The following is an 18663-nucleotide window of genomic DNA, read 5'->3' on the forward strand; positions in this document are numbered from 1 at the left end:
TGAGGCTCATTAACCCCGGTCCTTGCCTGAAAAGCGGGGTCGGGTGGGAGTTCAAACCATAAGGAATGTGCTATGACCCAGTCACTGGTCGGGATTAATCCTCGCCAGCAACAATTAGATAAAATCGTGTTTTTCTGTTCCGTTATTCAGCATGGCTCGTTTCGCGAGGCTGCGGAAGTGTGGGGCATTTCCGCGGCGGCGGCCAGCCGATGGGTAAAGGAGCTGGAAGGGCTGATGGCCGTCGAGTTGATCAAGCGCAGTACCCGCCAACTTGTACCGACGGATGCCGGAGAGATGCTGTACCGTCGTTTTTCTTCCCTGTTGCCGGAAATTGATACCATCTGCGCTGAAGTGGGCAGTATGGCAGATGAACAGCGGGGAATTATCAGTATCTCATCGACACCGCTGTACGCCAGTTATTATCTGCGTGAAATCATTGCGGAATACATGGAAATGCATCCCCAGGTGAACTTTCGTTTGTTTATTGAAGCAGGGGAGACAGATCCGTTACATGTGGATTTTATTATCCGGGCCAAAGCGACTAACCGGGAAACCGAAGAGAAAGATTCTTTGCTGATCCGCCGGTTGTTGCTCAGTGAACCGCTATACGCCTGCGCGTCGCCAGGCTATCTGGCACGGTGCGGTAAACCAATGGAACCGGAAGATTTAAGAGATCACCGCTGCCTGTATGCCAGTTCACTGGTTGGAGGCAATCGCTGGTATTTCCGTTTAAATGGTATTAACCGCGCTGTGGCTATCAGCGATGCGCTGGAATGTGATAACAGTGAGATACTGCGCGATATGGCAATCAGAGGAGCCGGTGTTGCCTACTTGCCGCATTCTGTGATTAAGGACGCTCTGGCCTCAGGCGCATTAACTGTGCTACTGACTGATTATGTTGCCAGCCAGTTTGACATCAATCTGTACTTTCGCCCCAGGCATCCAATGCCTGCTCGCTGTCAGGCGTTCAAGGATTACCTGCTGCGCAGGACAGAAGAGATTGTGGCACAGCAAGTATGATGGCTGTGCAGCAGGCTTAAAATCTGCCGCGGAAGTTTTTCATCAGTATGGTTTCCAGATCATTTTTCGGCAGCGGGCGGAAAAAGTGAAAGCCCTGGATGTAATCACAATTGAGATTGGATAGCAGGGCGGCCTGCTGGCGCGTTTCTACGCCTTCAGCGACGACACTCATATTCAGCGACTTACCCAGATTGATGATGTTTTCGATCAGGGTCAGTTGCTTAGGCACAGTCTCCAGATCTTTGATAAATGCCCGGTCGATTTTGAGCTCGTCCAGCGGGAATCGGGCCAGATAAGACAAAGAGGAGTAGCCGGTCCCAAAATCATCAATCGATAGGGCAAACCCGAGTTTTTTGATGGCGTTCAACATTTGTATGGTGTGTTCGTTTTCTCCCAGCATGGCACTTTCAGTCAGTTCAAAAGTGATATCATCCGGGTTGACACCTGTGGCTCGCTGCAAGTCTGAGACATACTGAATCAGGTTGGGATTACCAAATTGCTGGGGTGACAGGTTGATAGCCACCCGGCCCTGAAGGATCCCCTGTCTTTTCCAGTATTTAACTGTGGTGAAGACTTCTTTCATCACAACCTGGCCGAGCTGTTCGATCAGGCCTGAGCGTTCAGCAACCGGAATAAACTGGGCCGGGCTGATGTAACCTTCAATAGGGTGTTTCCAGCGCACCAGGGCTTCGGCACCGTGAATGGAGAAATCCCTCGCACTGACTTTAGGCTGATACCAGACTTCCAGCCCTTTATTCTGTAGGGCTTTCTGCAGTTCAATTTCCAGCCACAACCGCATTCTTGCTTCTTTGTTCATGGTCTCGTCAAAGGTGACCAGACGGTTACGCCCGCGATTCTTGGCTTCATACATAGCGGTATCGGCATGCTGCAGCAGTAAACGTGCATCACTGCCGTTGCCCGGGTAGTTCACCATCCCGATCGAACAGGCCAGATGCTTGCTGAAGTGCATCAGGTCGAAGGGTTGATTGACCAGGGCAATAATCTTTTTCGAGACCTGTTCGCCAATTTCCGCATGGATGGGACCGGGCAGCAGAATGCCGAATTCATCGCCACCCAGATGACCTATCACAGCGTTCTCCGGCAACAACTGACGCAGGCGTTGGGAGATTTCCTGCAGCACCCGATCGCCAATGTGATGCCCCAGCGAATCGTTGATGTTTTTGAAATTATCTATGTCCAGATACAGCATGACTAACGGGGTCTGCCGGTTGATCATCTGTTCCAGACGACGGCTGAATCCGTGGCGGTTATACAAACCTGTCAGCGGGTCGGTATGAATCAGCTGTTCCACCTGTTCGGGTTGGACTTGTTGTGTCTGTGGCTGTCTCAGGACAACCAGACTGGCGGGTGAGCCAACGACCAGGGTGTCTTTCAGGGTCAGCGTCAGTACATTTTCAACCTGACACCGTTGACTGGTCAGGCAATGGTAGGCTTTGCCGTTGCTGAGTTCGGCCAGTTGCTCACCAAAAGGGCGGTTGTTTCTGCTGTCTATTAATAGCTGCCCTAAATCTTCCCCTGTCATGTCATCCGGCGAAGCAAACCCCAGCAACTGAGCGGCCATTGGGTTAGCGGACAACACTTGATTTCTTTCGATCAGCAGGCAGCCATCAGACATGAGCTGGCTGAGCTGGTTAAAGTGGTCTTCATGTTCAGCCACGGCATTGGCAAGGTGTAAGCGTTCAGAGGTATCAATCGCATGCAGAGCCAGGCCGGTAATTTCGCCGCTATCATCGCGCAGTGGTGACACACTGAAATGCAGGCAGGTATGATGCCTGTGTTCATCAAGAATCACATCCCCTTCCACGTATTCGCCGTTCAGGGCGCGTTCGTAATATGGCTGCAGGGTGTGGTAAAAGGTCTCGCCGAGGATTTCGCTATCACGGTGCCCCACCAGTTCTTCCCGGCTGAGGCCGCTGAGCTGACAGTAGTGTTGATTGACCGCGACATAGTGGTGTTGCTTGTCCAGAATGGCGAACAGGAATGGGCTATTGCCTGTCAGTTGAAAAAACCAATTGTTGATGAATTCAGTCGGCATGGCGAAATTGTCTGTTACTGCTGACATCGCTCGGATGTCCCTTTCTGGGTAAGTCGTACCCGTAATATAACGTTAGAAAATGTCTGATTGTCAAAAATTCCTATTTTCATGAGAAAATTTTGATTTGAAATGTAAAAAAATGGATTTATTGACACTGGTTACAAAAAACTGGCCGGCGAAAACGAGACGTATGCATCTAAAATAATGTTTTAAAAGCAGATTACCTCAGCGAATAATCTTTGCATTTTATTGACGAGAAGAAGAAAAGTCCCGTTGGAAAGGCATGACATTGATTATTCATCTGCATCTCTGCGACACAAATACGAATCAGCAAAATATTGACTGACCTGATTCCAGGCGGACGGTTGTAGTGTCAGCAGGGAAGCTATCATTACTATGAATCTGTGCTGATATCCTTTTTCAGCCTCTGTGCTGTGTCTGGCGAGAAAGAGGTTGTGATCACACTAGCCTGGCCGCAAAATAGGGCCGGCTAAATGTGGCGGATACCCGCCACATCCAATGACGGTCTGACGACTGTTTCTTTGAGGATAACTATGCTGATTCGAACTGAAGTGCCGGCGGACATTCTGACTATCGATGCCTTACTGCGATACACATTTGATACTGAAGCGGAAGCAGATTTGGTCATGACCCTGCGTGAAAATGGTCATATGACGTTATCGCTGGTGGCATGCAATGATGATGGTGAAGTGGTTGGTCATATCTTTTTCAGTCCGGTCACTGTCAGCGGACAGGATTTAGGGTGGCAAGGGCTGGCACCTTTGGTGGTGAAAGCCGAATACCGCGGGCAGGGGATCGGCCAGACACTGATGCGTGAAAGTGCAGAAATACTGGCAGAGCTGGGTTACCCAGTGGTGGTGGTGCTGGGGGATCACAGCTATTACCGTAAAGCCGGTTATGTGACGGCGGCGGAGCATGGCTTGCGCTGCACCTGGCCTGTGCCGGAAGAGGCTTTCATGGTTCAGGAACTGCTGCCATCCACCCTGAGCGGTCATCGTGGCCTGGTTGAATACAGCGCTCCATTTTCCGCGCTCCCGGCCTAACAGAACATCAAAAGCGGTAAACACATCATGCAACAAAGAAACATGCAATTATTGCAGGAAATGGGACTGACGAACTGGCAAATCAGAAAACCTGAGTGTTTTCCTGACTGGGTTCAGTCTGTGATTGATTTACCCGAAACCTGTCAATTGCTGTTTGTGACCGCGGATGAGATGGATGAACACGATGCCTGGTTGTTCGGCAATATTCTGCGCAGCATGAAGCTGACCCCGGAGCAGGCATTAACTCTGCCCCCACATGCATTGTCTGAGCTGGGTGAGCATCATCTGACCTGGTGCTGGTTTGCCGGTTGCCAGGGCGTTGAGCCGTCCGATTGCCAGATTCTGCACTCAGCGTCACTGTGTCAGATGCATGATAACCCTGCCAGCAAGAAAGCATTGTGGCAGCAGATCTGTGCCTTCAATGATTGAATTCCTGCCTATGACAGCTGCGCACCTTGATGACGTGTGGGCTATTGAGCAACGTGCACACCCGTTTCCCTGGACAGAAAGCCAGATCAGAGAAACGCCATCCCGTATCGCTCTGAATCTGGTGATGCGGGTTGACGGCAAGGTCGCGGGCTATTGTTTTGGCCAGTCTGTGGCCGGTGAAGTGAGCCTGTTTAATATTGCTGTTGATCCTGAGTGGCAGGGGCAAGGGCTGGGCCGTCAGTTGCTGGCGGCGTTTGTGGCTGCCGCCCAAGCGGAAGGCGGGCAGGACATCTGGCTCGAAGTGCGGGCCGGCAATACCAGGGCCAGTCAGTTATACCTGGCCAATGGTTTTGAGCTGGTCAGTCGCCGGCAAGACTATTACCGGGCCGACAGCAGTGTCAGTGCTAACGGCCGCGAAGACGCGCTGATCATGAAAGCGAAGATCTGACGTTACAGAGCGGACGGCTCCTTATGCTCAGACAGGGAGTCTGCCAGGCTAATAAAAGCACTCAGATAATCAATATCCAAATCCGTTTCCCTGACCCCCAGGTGAATGTGCTTGTGAATGCCACTTTCGCCCAGCCGCACAGCAACGATCGGCATTTTCTCTTCATATTCTTTGGCCAGCCATTTAGGGAGTGCCGCGACACCGCGTCCGGCTGCTACCATCTGCAGCATAATGTCAGTCGTTTCAATCAGCTTATGTTTACGGGGGCTGCATTTAGCGGGTGTCAGAAACTGGCTATACACATCCAGCCGGCTTTGCTCTACCGGGTAGGTGATCAGGGTTTGATCCAGCAGCATGTCCGGCGCTATGTATTCCTCGTTAGCCAGCGGGCTTTGCGCGCTGACCACCAGCACCTGCTCATAATCAAACACTGGAATGTAGCGGATACCGGGCCGGAGTAGCGGATCGGGCGTGACCAGGACATCGATTTCATACCCGAACAGCGCGCCTAAACCGCCGAACTGGAACTTCTGTTTCACGTCCACATCGACATCCGGCCAGCCTTGCAGGTAGGGATGGACCACTTTGAGCAGCCACTGATAGCAGGGGTGGCACTCCATACCAATCCGCAGTGTGCCCCGCTGGCCGGAAGCGAACTGCTGCATCTGCACTTCCGCATGTTCAAATTGCGGTAACACCCGCTCCGCCAGCCGTAACAGATAAAACCCCGCCTGGGTAAAGTGCAGGCTGCGGCCTGATTTGCTCCAGACTGGCGTCCCTATTTGCTGCTCCAGTTTTTTCATGCTGTGGCTCAGCGCCGACTGGCTTAAATACAATGCCTCTGCGGCGGCCGTCAGCGAGCCGAGCCTGTGTACCTCGCGCAATATCGCCAGATGGCTCCTTTCTATCATAGTGATCCTTAACTTATGATTAGAATTCATTGATTGATGAAATAATGCCATTTTTATTCATCACAATATAGCCATAAGATGCCTTCAATAACTTAGGAGGACGTATAGATGGCTAAAATTCATAACTTAGGTTTCCCGCGCATCGGTGCTAACCGTGAACTGAAATTCGCACTGGAAAAGTACTGGAAAGGCGAAAGCAGCCAAAGCGAGCTGACAGAACTGGCCGCCGGCTTGCGCCAAAAACACTGGCAGCAGCAGTCGGGTCTCGATCTGACCCCGGTTGGCGACTTCTCTTTTTATGATCAGGTACTGGATACCAGCTTCACACTCGGCAATATCCCGGCCCGTGTTGAAGGTCTGGCCGGTGACGAGCTGGACAACTATTTTCGTGTAGCACGTGGCCGTTCAGCCAACGACAGTGGTTGTCACTGTGTGCATGCCGGTGAGATGACCAAATGGTTTGATACTAACTACCACTATATCGTGCCTGAATTTACCGCCGATACCCGTTTTGAGCTCAACCCAGAGCGCCTGCTGGCACAACTGACGGAAGCCAAAGCGCAGGGCGTCGCCGCGAAACCTGTGCTGATCGGCCCTGTGACCTATCTGTGGCTCGGAAAGGAAAAGGACAACTCCAATAAACTGGATCTGCTTGATCAACTGCTGCCTGTGTACGGGCAGCTGCTGGCGCTGCTGGCCGACAACGGGGGCGAATGGGTGCAAATCGATGAGCCGATCCTGGTTACTGAACTGTCTGCAGAATGGCAGCAGGCGCTGAGCAAAGCCTACCAGACGTTAAACAAAGGCCAGGTGAAACTCTTGCTGGCCACTTACTTTGGCGAGCTGAAAGAGAACTTGTCGCTGGCGGTCAATCTGCAGGTTCAGGGCTTACATTTTGATGCGGTGCGTGGCCGCAATGAAGTGGACGCCGTCATCGCTGCCCTGCCGGCTGACAAAGTGCTGTCTCTGGGGGTCATCAATGGCCGTAATATCTGGAAGACTGATCTTAATGCGGTGCTGAACTGGTTGGAGCCTATTGCCCGCGATGTCGGCGAACGCCTGTGGGTGGCGCCCTCCTGTTCACTGTTGCACGTACCGGTTGATCTGAACAGCGAGCAGAAACTCGATGATGAAATTCAGTCATGGCTGGCCTTTGCGCTGCAAAAACTCGACGAGCTGGCTGTGTTGGCCCGCGCCCTGAACCAAGGTCGCGATGCGGTCTTCGCTGAACTGGCCGCCAATCAGGCCGCCATCGACAGCCGTCGTCAGTCCCGCCGGGTGAATAACCCTGACGTGCAGGCCGCCGTTGCGGCGATTAACCCGCAGCTGGGCCAGCGTCAGAATCCGTATGCCGATCGTATCGCTAAACAAACGGCGCACCTGAATCTGCCGGCGTTTCCGACCACCACTATCGGTTCGTTTCCTCAGACCGCTGACATCCGTCAGACCCGGCTGAAATTCAAGAAAGGTGAGCTGGATCAGGCAACCTATGTCAGCCAGATGAAGCAAGAGATTGCCCGCGCGGTGCGTGAGCAGGAAGCCCTGGATCTGGATGTGCTGGTTCACGGTGAAGCGGAACGTAACGACATGGTGGAATATTTCGGTGAACAGCTGGACGGTTATGCCTTCAGCCAGTTTGGCTGGGTACAGTCTTACGGTTCGCGTTGTGTCAAGCCGCCGATCCTGTTTGGTGATATCAGCCGTCCGGCTGCCATGACGGTAGCCTGGACTCAGTACGCCCAATCACTGACCGCAAAACCCATGAAAGGTATGCTGACCGGTCCTGTAACCATATTGAACTGGTCTTTTGTCCGCGACGATCAGCCTCGCTCCGTCTCTTGCTACCAGCTGGCACTGGCCATTCGCGCCGAAGTGCTGGATCTGGAAAAAGCCGGGGTGAAAGTGATTCAGATTGATGAAGCCGCTCTGCGTGAAGGCTTGCCATTGCGCCGCTCTGAGTGGCAGGACTACCTGAGCTGGGCTGTGGAGTCGTTCCGTATCACGGCGAACGGGGTGGCCGATGAAACCCAGATCCATACCCACATGTGTTATTCCGAGTTTAATGACATTATTGCGTCAATTGCCGACATGGATGCCGACGTGATCACCATAGAAACTTCCCGTTCAGACATGGAACTGTTGGATGCCTTTGATAACTTCAAGTATCCGAATGAAATTGGCCCGGGCGTCTATGATATCCACTCGCCCAATATTCCGACTGAAGCGCAGATGGTGAAACTGATGCAGCAAGCAGCAAAACGTATCCCGGCCGAGCGCTTGTGGGTGAACCCGGACTGTGGCCTGAAAACCCGTCAGTGGGCAGAAGTGGTGCCTGCACTGCAAAACATGGTGGCAGCTGCGAAAACTTTGCGGGCTAATTAAGCTTCAGAAATACATATCGGCGTAAAAGCAGCATTGTTATGGCAATGCTGCTTTTTTTGTCGTTAATTATCACCCCAAGGCCGGTGATGAGGGTATTGCGATGATGAATATTTTTTAAAAATGTATTACTGAGTTAATGGTAAATAGTGAGCGGTGTTTCAGGTGTGGAAATGAAAATATCAAGATACAGGAGTAATATTATTAAACGGAGAGTCAGGTTGAATTAATCAATCGGCTTGAATTAGAAACAAAGTGAAACATATTAAAACAATATCTATTTGATAAACGTATTCCTCTGTTGTAGAAGTTGGTGCTTTATATGACTTGTTTGGAGAGGAAAATGGATAAAAACACAGGATTCATCAATTGGTGGTTGTCTGTAAACGCTGCATTTTCATCTTGCACTACTAACAATGATGTTATTAAGAGTGTCTCACTGGAAGTCAATAAACTCGGCTTTGATAACTTTGCATACGGTAAAAAACAGGCTGTGCCTTTCTCACGCTCGAAAGTATGTGTATATGGAACATACCCAGAGGCGTGGTTGAAGCGATATCAAGACAAACACTATTGTCAGCAAGATCCTTCGATTGCAAGCAGAGCCAGTGATCGGCAGTTTGTCATCTGGCAGGATGACCACAATATAAAGACACATTTTATCTTCAAAGAAGCCAGAGAGTGGGGGATAAATATTGGTGCAACATTAACATTGCGTAGCATGGATCACTCGCTGTGTATGCTGGGGGTTTCGCGAAGTAATGTGCTTATCAACAGTGATGATAAACTGATGTTAAAGCTAAAAATGCGTTGTCTGATTGAGTTGATCGAAGAGAACAGTGTCAAAGAAAAGTCTGACTTGTTATGTCAAAATGAAATTAATCTAAACAACCGTGAAGAAGAAATTTTACGCTGGATCGCTGATGGTAAATGCTCAAATGCGATCTCTGATATTTTGGGTATTTCAGAAAACACAGTCAATTATCATATTAAAAATATCCAGAAAAAATTTGGCTCGACCAATCGTACATTGGCTGCAGCTTACTCAGCAGCGTTAGGAATTATTTAACCTGATTATTACCATTTTTGGTAGTTGCTAGATGATTTGGGGCTTTATAGTATGGGGAATAGCCTAAAGAAGTGGATTTTGATAGGGACAGTCAAAGCATGTATCGGTTGGTATGCACGCAATTTTTGAATTTCGATAAAAATGAATTAGATGATCTGGGGCGTTTTCGCCATGATGTTTTTATTAAGCAACTCAAGTGGGATCTTAATATTACCTCTTTAGAAGAGGGGATTGAAAACGATGAGTTTGACACAGAGTCTGCACTGTATGTCATTGCCTATAATGAAAATGATAAAATTGTAGGGTGTGCCAGGCTGATTCCCTCCTACTCTCCTTACTTACTCTCAGATGTATTTCCTTATTTATGTGACAGTGAGCTACCAAGAGATATAGCGACTTGGGAAATATCACGCTTTGCGGCATATGGACATGAATTGGAATCTCTCCCTTTTGATATTTTAAAATTCTCGTTGCAACTCGCAGGAATGCATGGTGTTAAGCAATTGGTCGCGGTGACGACAGTCGCGATAGAACGCTATTTTTTGAGAAGAGGAGTCACGCTTAATCGAATGGGTAAAGTGACTAAAAAAGGGAGAGACAAACTTATCGCCTTATCTTTTCCTGTCGAACAGTTTGATGATAATAAACTTTTAAATGTTATTGAAACTGAGGGAAGTTTATTGTTCTATCGTTCGCTACCTGAATCAGAAGCGCTTCTCCTTTCTTAATTGTTAGCAACTGCCTGAATATAATGTTCAGCAGAATAATCACATTCGTTCTATTGAATGGAATTTACAGTAATAAGGAAATAAATGATGAATTATGATGCCATTGTTGTTGGCGCTGGTGCTATTGGTGGATCCATCGCATTTGAGTTAGCTTCTCGCGGCTTAAAAGTTGTCAGGGTAGGTGAAACAAAACGTGAAAATGCAGCATCTATGGCTGCGGGTGCTATGAACGGTTGTTTTGGTGAAATCACGAGTGGGTTAGTCAGCAGTGAGTATGGCCGACTGAAAGTTGATATGGATATCAAGGCAAAAAGTGGATGGGAAAACTGGTCTGAAAGGTTATCAGAAGCATCTGGAATGCATGATGATCTCCTAACAGCGAAAGGCACTCATGTTATTTTAAACTCGGCGGGTATGGCTGAGGTTGATACAGTAAATTATGAAACTATTGAGGCAACTCTGCAGCGTTACAACGAACCTTATGAGACAGTCTCGGCCTCTAACGTTCCCTGGATTAAAGCCAATGATTTAGTTCGCCCGATGCAAGCTTTATATATTCCAGCAGAAAATGCGGTGAATTCACATCTTCTGCTGGAAAAGCTGGATGCCGCTTTTCTGGGAAAAGGCGGAGAAATTATCAATGAAAATGCAGCCGAAATATTAACAGAAGCTGATGTGGCGACTGGCGTTAAATTAACGGATGGCACTTTAATATCGGCAGACAATGTTGTGATTGCAGCCGGTGTGCATTCGTTAGATTTGCTTGATGCTTATCCAGAAGTTAAAAAACGCATCCCTCCTATGTTTGCAGGGTACGGTGTTTCTATTCTGGCGAGGTTAAAGCCTGGGCATCAAGTACCTGACAGTGTAATCAGAACGCCAAACAGAGCCTTTGCCTGTGGTTTACATTGTGTACCCAGAGAGAAAGATCTGCTTTATATAGGCGCGACAAATATTTTGGCTGAGTCACCAAGGAAAAACGCATTGATATCTGATGTTCAGTTTCTGCTGGACTGCGCATTAGACCAATTACATCTTGATTTGAATGACGCAGAAGTGGAAGCCATTCAAGTTGGTAATCGGCCTATTCCTGCTGACGGTTATCCGTTAATTGGGCAATGTTATTTCAAAGGATTGTGGTTAGCGACAGGAACCTACCGTGACGGATTGCACCAGTCACCATTATTGGCTGCTTATATGGCCGATAAAATTCAGGGTCGCCGGCCAGAAATAAACCTGGATGTCTTCTCGCCTATTCGGAAGCCATTACCAGGTTTATCTCGTGAAGAAACCGTGAAAGAAACGGTAAAACAAATGTTTGCTACCGGTTACGAATTCCGCTGGGATATCAAACCCTACTGGCTACCGTTACTCGACAAAGGCATGACGGGCTATTATGCCGATCTCATTGAGAGCCTTCACCCAAGCTATACACCGCCACCAGAGCTGGTCGCTTTCTCATATCTTTATCGGTCGATGTATGACCGTCTGGCGGAATATTATGAGGCTTGGTCATGAAACAAGCGCAAATTGAGCAGACATTTCAGCATGAACTCCAGAGTCTGATTGCATCGGGCGTCTGGGATCCTTATGGGGATTTTCAAGCGATAGCAAAGAAATATATATCGTCTGATGAGGTATTGTCTGAATCTGATGTTGCTTGCTTTCGCTCCGATCTGAAGGAAAGAGCACATCGTATCCCGTTAGGTCATATCCTTGGGTACAGTGACTTTATTGATTGCCGATTTGTTGTTGGAACCGGGGTATTTGTACCGCGTCAGCAAAGCGCAATGCTGCTTGAATGGCTAAAAACACAGCTCCACGCTGAGTCCGAGGCGGTTATTTACGATTTGTGCTCGGGAACGGGGGCTATCGGTATATCAGCATGGCGGCAATACCGGAATGCAACGGTTTATTGTTTGGAAAATGATGAAACTGCGTACCAGTATCTGTGCCGTAATATTCATCGTCTCGCGGATGAAGGCAGCGTCGTTGCACTGAAAAAAGACATTACCGACCTCACATTTTTTCTGGATAAGAGTCAAAGTGTGGATGTTGTGATATCGAATCCTCCTTATGTCCCTGAATCAGAGAGCTTATTGCCTGAGTGGGGAAAATATCACCCGGAAAATGCCATTTACTCAGGCCAAGATGGCAGCGAGATTATCGACGCCTCATTGCGCCTTGCAGAGATTGTACTGAAGCCTGGCGGTACTGTGATTGTCGAACACGGGGAATCACAAATACCTATGGTGCAAGACCTATTCTCCCGATATCAGTTTGAGTCTGTGCTCACTCACACCGATCCCCTTTTTTCTGATCAGACTGGGCCAGCAGTGATGACAGTAGGTACAAAAAAATGACGAGTGTTAATAAAGAACAATTGCATGACAGCAATTGGATGTCCATCCGTAGTACCCGTACAACGGATGCTTTCGAACAGGCCTCCGGAGAGGGATTAACCTCTTTTATTGTGACGGAACGTTGTGGTAAGCAAGTTATTTTGGATGATGGAAAGTTATACACAGAATTCATTTCTTGCTCTTACTTAGGTTTGGAGTCCCATCCATTATTAATAGAGGCGGCATATCAGGCACTTCATCATGTTGGTATACATTTATCGGCAAGCCGGAGTGCGATGAGTCCTGTGTACTTGCCACAACTGGAAAACCTGTTGCAGGAGATGTATCAGGGTAACTCAGTCACTGTGTTTACTTCGACCAGTAATGCGCATTTAGGTGTTTTACCTTTATTGGGTAGTGGCAATATGCACCTTTATCCGACTAAATCAGCGGTTCGCTGGCTGGTTGATAAAACGGCTCATGCTTCAATGCAGGTGTTGCGTGGATTACTTGGTCAGTTTGGGCAGGTCGTACGTGTTGATACGAATGATACAGAATCGTTAACGACAACATTAAAGCAATGTCAGCTTGAGCGAGTAACACCTATATTGTTGATTGATGGTGTCGGTTCGATGTCAGGATTACTTCCTGTCAGAGCGCTATCTGAATTGCTCAATCAATACGAAGGATATTTATATGTTGATGATGCACACGGTATTTCTATTTCAGGTAAATACGGTGCAGGCTACGCGTATGAGAATCTTGAACACCGCTTACCTGATAATACATTAATAGCCGGGTCATTAAGTAAGGCTTTTGGTGGTGCCGGCGGTTTCATTGTTCTGCGCAAAGATTATAATAATGAACAGCTTAAGGCATTAGCGAACCCGCTTGTATTTGGCCATACCGTACCCGTCCCGCTTCAGGCGGCGAATGTTGCTGCCGCAAAGATCCATCTTTCTTCTGAAATAGATGAATTACAAGCTGCATTATGGCAAAACATCAACAGATTCGATGAGAAAGTTGAAAGCGTAATGATGAACTCCGGACAGAGAGCACCAATCAGAGGCGCTTACTTTGCTAGTGAACAGCAAGGTTTAACGGCCGCGACAGCTTTACGGGAATCCGGGTTAATTATGTTTCCTGTTTTTTATCCTATCGTAGAAACCAATAAAGCGATGTTACGTTTTGCCATTTCAGCCAATCATAGCCACGAGCAAATTGATTATCTGGCCAATAAGTTAAATGCCCTTATCGGGTGATTTGATAATAAATCCTGGAAGTAACAACCAACCTGGAATCAAACGTCTTTTTAATGTTGGTGTACGTTGGTTGTTATGCGTTCTTTATTTGAAGTTTAAGTCGAAGGTAATGGCATGGTTGTTAATAATCAGATGAATGATGACGTTGTGGTTCGTGAATTAAAACCTTACAGAGATAAGCTGGATGTAATTAACGAACAGATCATTGCGTTACTGGCAAACCGTATGGAGATTTGTCGGACAATTGCGAACGTTAAAGCCCGAGAAAACATTCCGATGATGCAAAAAGGCAGAGTCGAATTCACGTTGAATAAAATGAAATCGCTTTCAGCGAACTATCAGTTAAATCCGTCTTACATTGAGGATATTTTTGAACGTATTATCCATGAAACTTGTGAAGAGGAACTTGTCATAATAAAAGCCTTGTCAGAAGTCAAAGAGAAGTGAACCATGAATATTCTGATCATTGATAATTACGATTCCTTTACGAATAATATTTCTCAGTATGTTTTCGAACTGACAGGGATCATGCCGACGGTAGTACCGAACTCTGCATCATACGCTTCATTGAATATTGATTTTTTTTCGGGTGTTATTCTTTCACCTGGCCCGGGGCACCCTGCCTGTGACGAAGATTTTGGCGTATGCGGTGAAGTCATTGATAAATGCAGCATTCCAATTTTGGGTATTTGCCTGGGACATCAAGGGATAAATACCAGATTTGGCGGCCATGTCTCCCATGCGCCATCACCGGTTCATGGCTATAAAAGCCAGATTATTCATAATGGCGAAGGCTTGTTTTCTGGCATCCCCCAGTCGTTTAATGTGGTCCGCTATCACTCCCTGATATGTACGGAGGTTCCCGATTGTCTTGACGTTACGGCCCGCACAGCAGACGGGTTAATCATGGGCATTGCGCATCGCGAAAAACCGATATGGGGAGTCCAGTTCCATCCGGAGTCGATTGAATCAGAGTATGGACACACTCTGATTGGTAATTTCATTAACATGATTAATCGCGGTGAACCGGCTGGCTGCGATTCTGATGCCGACAATGAAATACATCGTGTTATCAAAGAAGCGGCGGGTACATTTTCATTGGGAGCGAACTATGAGCCCCTGAAAATGACGATGAGTGTCTCTGACATTTTTTCGCGTTACTTTTCGGGCAAAACATCTGCATTTTGGCTCGATAGTGAAATGGCTGATGCGCGGTCTGCCAGGTATTCGTTAATGGGCAGTGGACAGCCCGATGAAGCCATTGTGTTTCGCTATGAGGTCAGTACACGCACATTACATCTGAGTGGCCCCTGCGGGGACAGCGATATCCAGGGGGATTATTTTGAGCTGATGGATCGCATTGTAGCCTTTCTGAAACCGGATTCAGAAACTGAGGCACTGATGCCCTATGGTTGCGGGCTGGTTGGTTATTTGGGCTATGAACTGAAAGCCCTGATGGGCAGTAACAATAACCACCGTTCTTCCACACCCGATGCGCTGTTTTTTTTACCTCAGAATTTACTGATTTTTGATCATCAAGAGCAAACTGCTTACCTCTGTCATCTATGGGGGGAGCCGATGACGTTTTCTCTGGAAGCCGCACAACAGAGCCCTCAGCAAGGTGCGTCATCGTTTCAGCCTGGACCAGTGCCTGAGCAGTCGCTGGAGCTGGAAGACAGTGCGGAAGTGTATATCGATAAAATTCATCGTTGTCTGAAAGAAATCCGGGACGGCGAATCTTATGAAATATGCCTGACAAATCGGGCGCGTCTGCCATTTAGCGAAGACGAGCTTTCCGCCTATATGAAGATGCGTTCGGCAAGCCCCGTACCTTATGGGGCTTATATGAAAACGCCCGATTTTGCGATCTTAAGCGCTTCACCTGAAACATTTTTGCAAATTGATTCGAATCGTACAGTGACATCCAAGCCAATTAAGGGCACCCGCCCCAGAGGAAAGACGGAGGCACAGGATGAGGTCTTGAAGCACGAGCTGGCTTGCTCTGAAAAGGATCGGGCAGAGAATCTGATGATCATTGATTTGGTCAGGCATGATCTGAATAGTATCTGTACCCCCGGGACGGTACATGTACCCAAAGCTTTTGATATTGAAACCTACAGTTCGGTCCACCAACTGGTATCAACGATTGAAGGGCAGCTCAAACCCAATATCGGAACGTTTAATGCAATTAAAGCGTGTTTTCCGGGCGGATCAATGACCGGAGCACCCAAGCGGCGCACTATGGATATTATCGATGGTCTGGAATCTTCCGCCCGGGGAATCTACGCCGGAAGCCTGGGTTGGGTTGGGATGAATGGATGCACGAATTTAAGCATTGTTATTCGAACCGCAGTGGTGAAAGAGGGGATGGCAGAATTTGGCATTGGCGGGGCAATCGTTTCTGCTTCTTCTCCCGTTGAAGAGATGGAAGAAACCTTAGTGAAAGCCAGTGTGCCGTTTTATTCCTTAACAGCAAGCACGGAGACAAAACATTGAGCCAATATGTAATATTCGGTGGTGCGGGTGTCGTTGGACAATTCATGGCAACACTTCTTGAGTCTGAAGGCTATTCGGTTACTGTGGCTGATCAAGTTGCGCCCGCATACAAGGTGGATCATGTTATCTGCGATGTACGGCATCTTGATCCCGTACTGACAGAAAAGGTAAAAGCGGCTTCTGGTGTGGTTTTTGCTCTGCCTGAATCGGTAGCAGCAGCGTCTTTGGCGGTTTACGCACCGTTATTGACGTCTGTGGATGTCGTCGTTAATACCTGCTCGGTACAGGTGCCATTCCATCAGATCGCGGCAGATTGCCTGCCGTCCGTCAGTGTTGTCGGGGTGAATCCCATGTTTTCACCCAAACTGGCTTGTCACGGACGTCCGGTCATCGTTTGCGAACAGGTTCAGAGCCAAGCGGGAGCCATGATGTCGGCACTGCTCGCCAGACAGGGAATGGATGTCTCGCAGATGAATCCAAGCGATCATGATAACAACATGGCGCTTTGTCAGGCGTTGCCGCATGCTGCAATTCTGTCCTTCCTGACAGCCTTAGTTGACGAAGGCTGTGATATCAAGGTTATCTACCAAATCGCTCCGCCTCCCATGAAAACATTATTAAGCTTGGCGGCCAGGATCCTCGCCAATGAGCCTGAAACCTACTGGGATATCCAAGCCTATAACCAAGCTGCCAGTAAGCAGCGCGACAAGCTGATGGCTTCACTCTCAATATTAAATACGCAGGTAGAAAGCAATGATTTTTCGGCTTTTGTCTCTCAGTTGGATGATTCCAAACAACATTTAAAGGAAATACTGCCTCAATCTGAGAAAGAGGCAGAGTGTATTTTTCAGACATTAATGACTCTTAACACGGGAGGACAAGATGAGCTCAGCCGCTAATCCACTGGTTGCTATTTTGAAAGATCGCTCAAAAGCACTGGCACTGTTTGTCATTATGCTGCCAGTACTTTTGGTGACTATCGATAACACCATTCTGAACTTTTCATTACCGCGTATCGCGTCTGCACTGAGCCCTTCCGCGGCTCAGCAATTGTGGATTATTGATGCTTATTCCATTGTCCTGGCCGGACTGCTGGTCACTATGGGGGGAGCCGGTGATCGACTCGGCCACAGGAAAATGCTGTTTATCGGCTGTAGCGGTTTTGCCGCTGTATCTCTGGTTGTCGTGTTTTCTCAGCAGGCCTGGCATCTGATTGCTGGTCGAGCGGTGCTGGGTTTCTTCGGGGCGATGATTTTACCTGCCACCTTGGCTTTGATTCGTTCGGCGTTTGAAGACAGAGAAGAAAGACGCATAGCTGTGGCCGTTTGGGCAACGTGCCTGACAATTGGCTCGGCGCTGGGTCCTTTGGTGGGCGGTGTGTTACTGCAGTATTACGATTGGCAATCTGTATTCTTAGTCGCATTGCCATTTTTAGCACCAGTCATACTTTTTGCACCTTTCTGTCTTCCTGAATCGGAGAAGCAACCTGCATTCAGCATTGACTACTGGAGCATTACTTTAAGTCTGGTGGCTATGGTGAGCCTGATGTTTGCGCTGAAACATGGTGCGACGGAAGGCATAGATGCATTGGCTATCTCGACCTTTATCTGCGGTCTGGTGTTTGGTGTGCTGTTTGTACGCCGGCAATTGGCATTAAAAGATCCCTTGCTGGATCTCAAGTTGTTCACCATCCCGGCATTTTCAGTGTCAATTGCGGTGAATCTGGTCAGCCTGGGACTGCTTATCGGATTTATCTACCTTGCAACACAGCTGATGCAAATTGTACTAGGCAGCTCCCCGTTAGTGGCCAGCCTGAATCTAGTACCGGGGCAGGTGTTAGCGATTGTCGCTGGGATGGCTGTTGTCCCGGTTGTACAGCGTATCGCACCCAACCGGGTGATTGCGTTTTGTCTGGTATTAGCCGGCGTAGCGTTTATGGTTTTCGCTCTGTTTGATATTTCGATGCTGACAATTGCAGTCGCGTTTGCATTATTGAATATTGGGGTGGCAGCTATTACGACTGTGACCAATGATCTGGTTCTGTCTTCGGTTCCGCCAGACAGTGCCGGCAGTGCCTCTTCCGTAAGTGAAACAGCTTATGAAGCCGGTGTGGTGTTAGGTACTACCCTTATTGGTGGCGCGGTAGCCTGGTTATATCGTGCGAATTTTGTGGCACCTGCAGGTATTGATGTGTCTGTGGCTATGCAGGCAAAAGAAACCTTACCCGGGGCATACGCAGTGAGCCAGACGTTGAACAGTGAGTGGGCAGATTCTCTGCTCGAGTCTGCGTCGATTGCTTTTACGCAAAGTGTACAGCTGGTCAGCCTGGGCGTTGCGGTGACTGTGCTGGCTGTGGTGTTGGTTGTACTTAAATACCTGAAGCTACCGAGCTCGGAGAGTGCCGATTTGGCGACTGAAATGCAAGACTGAGAGCAGAAACGCGGCCCTTTTTAAAGGGC

Annotated in this window: 16 protein-coding genes; 14 read left to right on the plus strand and 2 right to left on the minus strand. The window is 48.3% G+C overall.

What is annotated here, in order from left to right:
• Positions 1 to 72 precede the first annotated feature (72 nt).
• Entirely contained in the window at positions 73 to 1020 is a 948-nt protein-coding gene (locus IFO68_RS09020; protein ID WP_192015594.1) for a LysR family transcriptional regulator, read from the plus strand.
• A 16-nt stretch (positions 1021 to 1036) separates the two neighbouring features.
• Here the strand turns inward: IFO68_RS09020 and IFO68_RS09025 are convergent, their stop codons facing one another.
• The gene (locus IFO68_RS09025) at positions 1037 to 3076 is read right to left on the minus strand and encodes a putative bifunctional diguanylate cyclase/phosphodiesterase (RefSeq protein ID WP_192015679.1); all 2040 of its coding nucleotides are present in this window, start codon (positions 3074 to 3076) and stop codon (positions 1037 to 1039) included.
• A gap of 554 nt (positions 3077 to 3630) precedes the next feature.
• On the opposite strand from IFO68_RS09025, the gene IFO68_RS09030 reads away from it, so the two are divergent.
• The 3 genes from IFO68_RS09030 to rimI are packed head-to-tail and all read left to right on the plus strand — an operon-like array spanning position 3631 to position 5017.
• The gene (locus tag IFO68_RS09030) at positions 3631 to 4140 is read left to right on the plus strand and encodes a GNAT family N-acetyltransferase (RefSeq protein ID WP_192015595.1); all 510 of its coding nucleotides are present in this window, start codon (positions 3631 to 3633) and stop codon (positions 4138 to 4140) included.
• Between the two features lie 27 nt (positions 4141 to 4167).
• The gene (locus IFO68_RS09035) at positions 4168 to 4569 is read left to right on the plus strand and encodes a DNA polymerase III subunit psi (RefSeq protein ID WP_192015596.1); all 402 of its coding nucleotides are present in this window, start codon (positions 4168 to 4170) and stop codon (positions 4567 to 4569) included.
• 10 nt (positions 4570 to 4579) lie between these two features.
• Entirely contained in the window at positions 4580 to 5017 is a 438-nt protein-coding gene (rimI, locus tag IFO68_RS09040; RefSeq protein WP_225445138.1) for a ribosomal protein S18-alanine N-acetyltransferase, read from the plus strand.
• Positions 5018 to 5019: 2 nt separating this feature from the next.
• Here the strand turns inward: rimI and IFO68_RS09045 are convergent, their stop codons facing one another.
• Positions 5020 to 5928, minus strand: a complete 909-nt coding sequence (locus IFO68_RS09045; protein ID WP_192015597.1) for a LysR family transcriptional regulator — start codon at positions 5926 to 5928, stop codon at positions 5020 to 5022.
• 108 nt (positions 5929 to 6036) lie between these two features.
• Between IFO68_RS09045 and metE the strand changes: the two genes are divergently transcribed.
• The 10 genes from metE to IFO68_RS09095 all read left to right on the plus strand — a co-directional run bounded on the left by metE (position 6037) and on the right by IFO68_RS09095 (position 18634).
• Positions 6037 to 8310 (plus strand): 5-methyltetrahydropteroyltriglutamate--homocysteine S-methyltransferase, encoded by a 2274-nt coding sequence (gene metE, locus IFO68_RS09050; protein WP_192015598.1) that lies wholly within the window; start codon positions 6037 to 6039, stop codon positions 8308 to 8310.
• 340 nt (positions 8311 to 8650) lie between these two features.
• Complete coding sequence (locus IFO68_RS09055) at positions 8651 to 9376, plus strand: autoinducer binding domain-containing protein (protein WP_192015599.1); 726 nt, start codon at positions 8651 to 8653, stop codon at positions 9374 to 9376.
• A 98-nt stretch (positions 9377 to 9474) separates the two neighbouring features.
• Positions 9475 to 10104: an acyl-homoserine-lactone synthase gene (locus IFO68_RS09060; protein ID WP_192015600.1), complete on the plus strand. Its 630-nt coding sequence runs from the start codon at positions 9475 to 9477 to the stop codon at positions 10102 to 10104.
• 84 nt (positions 10105 to 10188) lie between these two features.
• Positions 10189 to 11622 carry an NAD(P)/FAD-dependent oxidoreductase gene (locus IFO68_RS09065; protein WP_225445139.1) on the plus strand — a complete coding sequence of 478 codons (1434 nt, stop codon included), beginning with the start codon at positions 10189 to 10191 and terminating at the stop codon, positions 11620 to 11622.
• On the plus strand, positions 11619 to 12467 hold the full coding sequence (locus IFO68_RS09070; protein ID WP_192015601.1) for a N5-glutamine methyltransferase family protein: 849 nt from the start codon (positions 11619 to 11621) through the stop codon (positions 12465 to 12467). Before IFO68_RS09065 ends, IFO68_RS09070 begins: the two co-directional genes overlap by 4 nt.
• Positions 12464 to 13708, plus strand: coding sequence for an aminotransferase class I/II-fold pyridoxal phosphate-dependent enzyme (locus tag IFO68_RS09075; protein ID WP_192015602.1), 1245 nt, complete (start codon positions 12464 to 12466; stop codon positions 13706 to 13708). Before IFO68_RS09070 ends, IFO68_RS09075 begins: the two co-directional genes overlap by 4 nt.
• Before the next feature lie 114 nt (positions 13709 to 13822).
• Complete coding sequence (locus tag IFO68_RS09080; protein WP_192015603.1) at positions 13823 to 14155, plus strand: chorismate mutase; 333 nt, start codon at positions 13823 to 13825, stop codon at positions 14153 to 14155.
• Positions 14156 to 14158: 3 nt separating this feature from the next.
• A complete protein-coding gene (pabB, locus tag IFO68_RS09085; RefSeq protein WP_192015604.1) occupies positions 14159 to 16204 on the plus strand; it encodes an aminodeoxychorismate synthase component I in 2046 nt (681 codons plus the stop codon).
• Between the two features lie 44 nt (positions 16205 to 16248).
• Complete coding sequence (locus IFO68_RS09090) at positions 16249 to 17103, plus strand: prephenate dehydrogenase dimerization domain-containing protein (protein ID WP_192015605.1); 855 nt, start codon at positions 16249 to 16251, stop codon at positions 17101 to 17103.
• A complete protein-coding gene (locus tag IFO68_RS09095) occupies positions 17087 to 18634 on the plus strand; it encodes an MFS transporter (RefSeq protein ID WP_192015606.1) in 1548 nt (515 codons plus the stop codon). The genes IFO68_RS09090 and IFO68_RS09095 overlap by 17 nt, the downstream gene beginning before the upstream one ends.
• Positions 18635 to 18663: the final 29 nt, after the last annotated feature.

Origin of the sequence: Photobacterium arenosum (genome assembly GCF_014841115.1) — a bacterium.
GTDB lineage: Bacteria > Pseudomonadota > Gammaproteobacteria > Enterobacterales > Vibrionaceae > Photobacterium > Photobacterium arenosum.

Coding starts and splice junctions, on each gene's coding strand:
- IFO68_RS09020 (WP_192015594.1), top strand. CDS start 73: ATGACCCAGTCACTGGTCGGGATTAATCCTCGCCAGCAACAATTAGAT.
- IFO68_RS09025 (WP_192015679.1), bottom strand. CDS start 3,076: ATGCCGACTGAATTCATCAACAATTGGTTTTTTCAACTGACAGGCAAT.
- IFO68_RS09030 (WP_192015595.1), top strand. CDS start 3,631: ATGCTGATTCGAACTGAAGTGCCGGCGGACATTCTGACTATCGATGCC.
- IFO68_RS09035 (WP_192015596.1), top strand. CDS start 4,168: ATGCAACAAAGAAACATGCAATTATTGCAGGAAATGGGACTGACGAAC.
- rimI (WP_225445138.1), top strand. CDS start 4,580: ATGACAGCTGCGCACCTTGATGACGTGTGGGCTATTGAGCAACGTGCA.
- IFO68_RS09045 (WP_192015597.1), bottom strand. CDS start 5,928: ATGATAGAAAGGAGCCATCTGGCGATATTGCGCGAGGTACACAGGCTC.
- metE (WP_192015598.1), top strand. CDS start 6,037: ATGGCTAAAATTCATAACTTAGGTTTCCCGCGCATCGGTGCTAACCGT.
- IFO68_RS09055 (WP_192015599.1), top strand. CDS start 8,651: ATGGATAAAAACACAGGATTCATCAATTGGTGGTTGTCTGTAAACGCT.
- IFO68_RS09060 (WP_192015600.1), top strand. CDS start 9,475: ATGTATCGGTTGGTATGCACGCAATTTTTGAATTTCGATAAAAATGAA.
- IFO68_RS09065 (WP_225445139.1), top strand. CDS start 10,189: ATGATGAATTATGATGCCATTGTTGTTGGCGCTGGTGCTATTGGTGGA.
- IFO68_RS09070 (WP_192015601.1), top strand. CDS start 11,619: ATGAAACAAGCGCAAATTGAGCAGACATTTCAGCATGAACTCCAGAGT.
- IFO68_RS09075 (WP_192015602.1), top strand. CDS start 12,464: ATGACGAGTGTTAATAAAGAACAATTGCATGACAGCAATTGGATGTCC.
- IFO68_RS09080 (WP_192015603.1), top strand. CDS start 13,823: ATGGTTGTTAATAATCAGATGAATGATGACGTTGTGGTTCGTGAATTA.
- pabB (WP_192015604.1), top strand. CDS start 14,159: ATGAATATTCTGATCATTGATAATTACGATTCCTTTACGAATAATATT.
- IFO68_RS09090 (WP_192015605.1), top strand. CDS start 16,249: ATGGCAACACTTCTTGAGTCTGAAGGCTATTCGGTTACTGTGGCTGAT.
- IFO68_RS09095 (WP_192015606.1), top strand. CDS start 17,087: ATGAGCTCAGCCGCTAATCCACTGGTTGCTATTTTGAAAGATCGCTCA.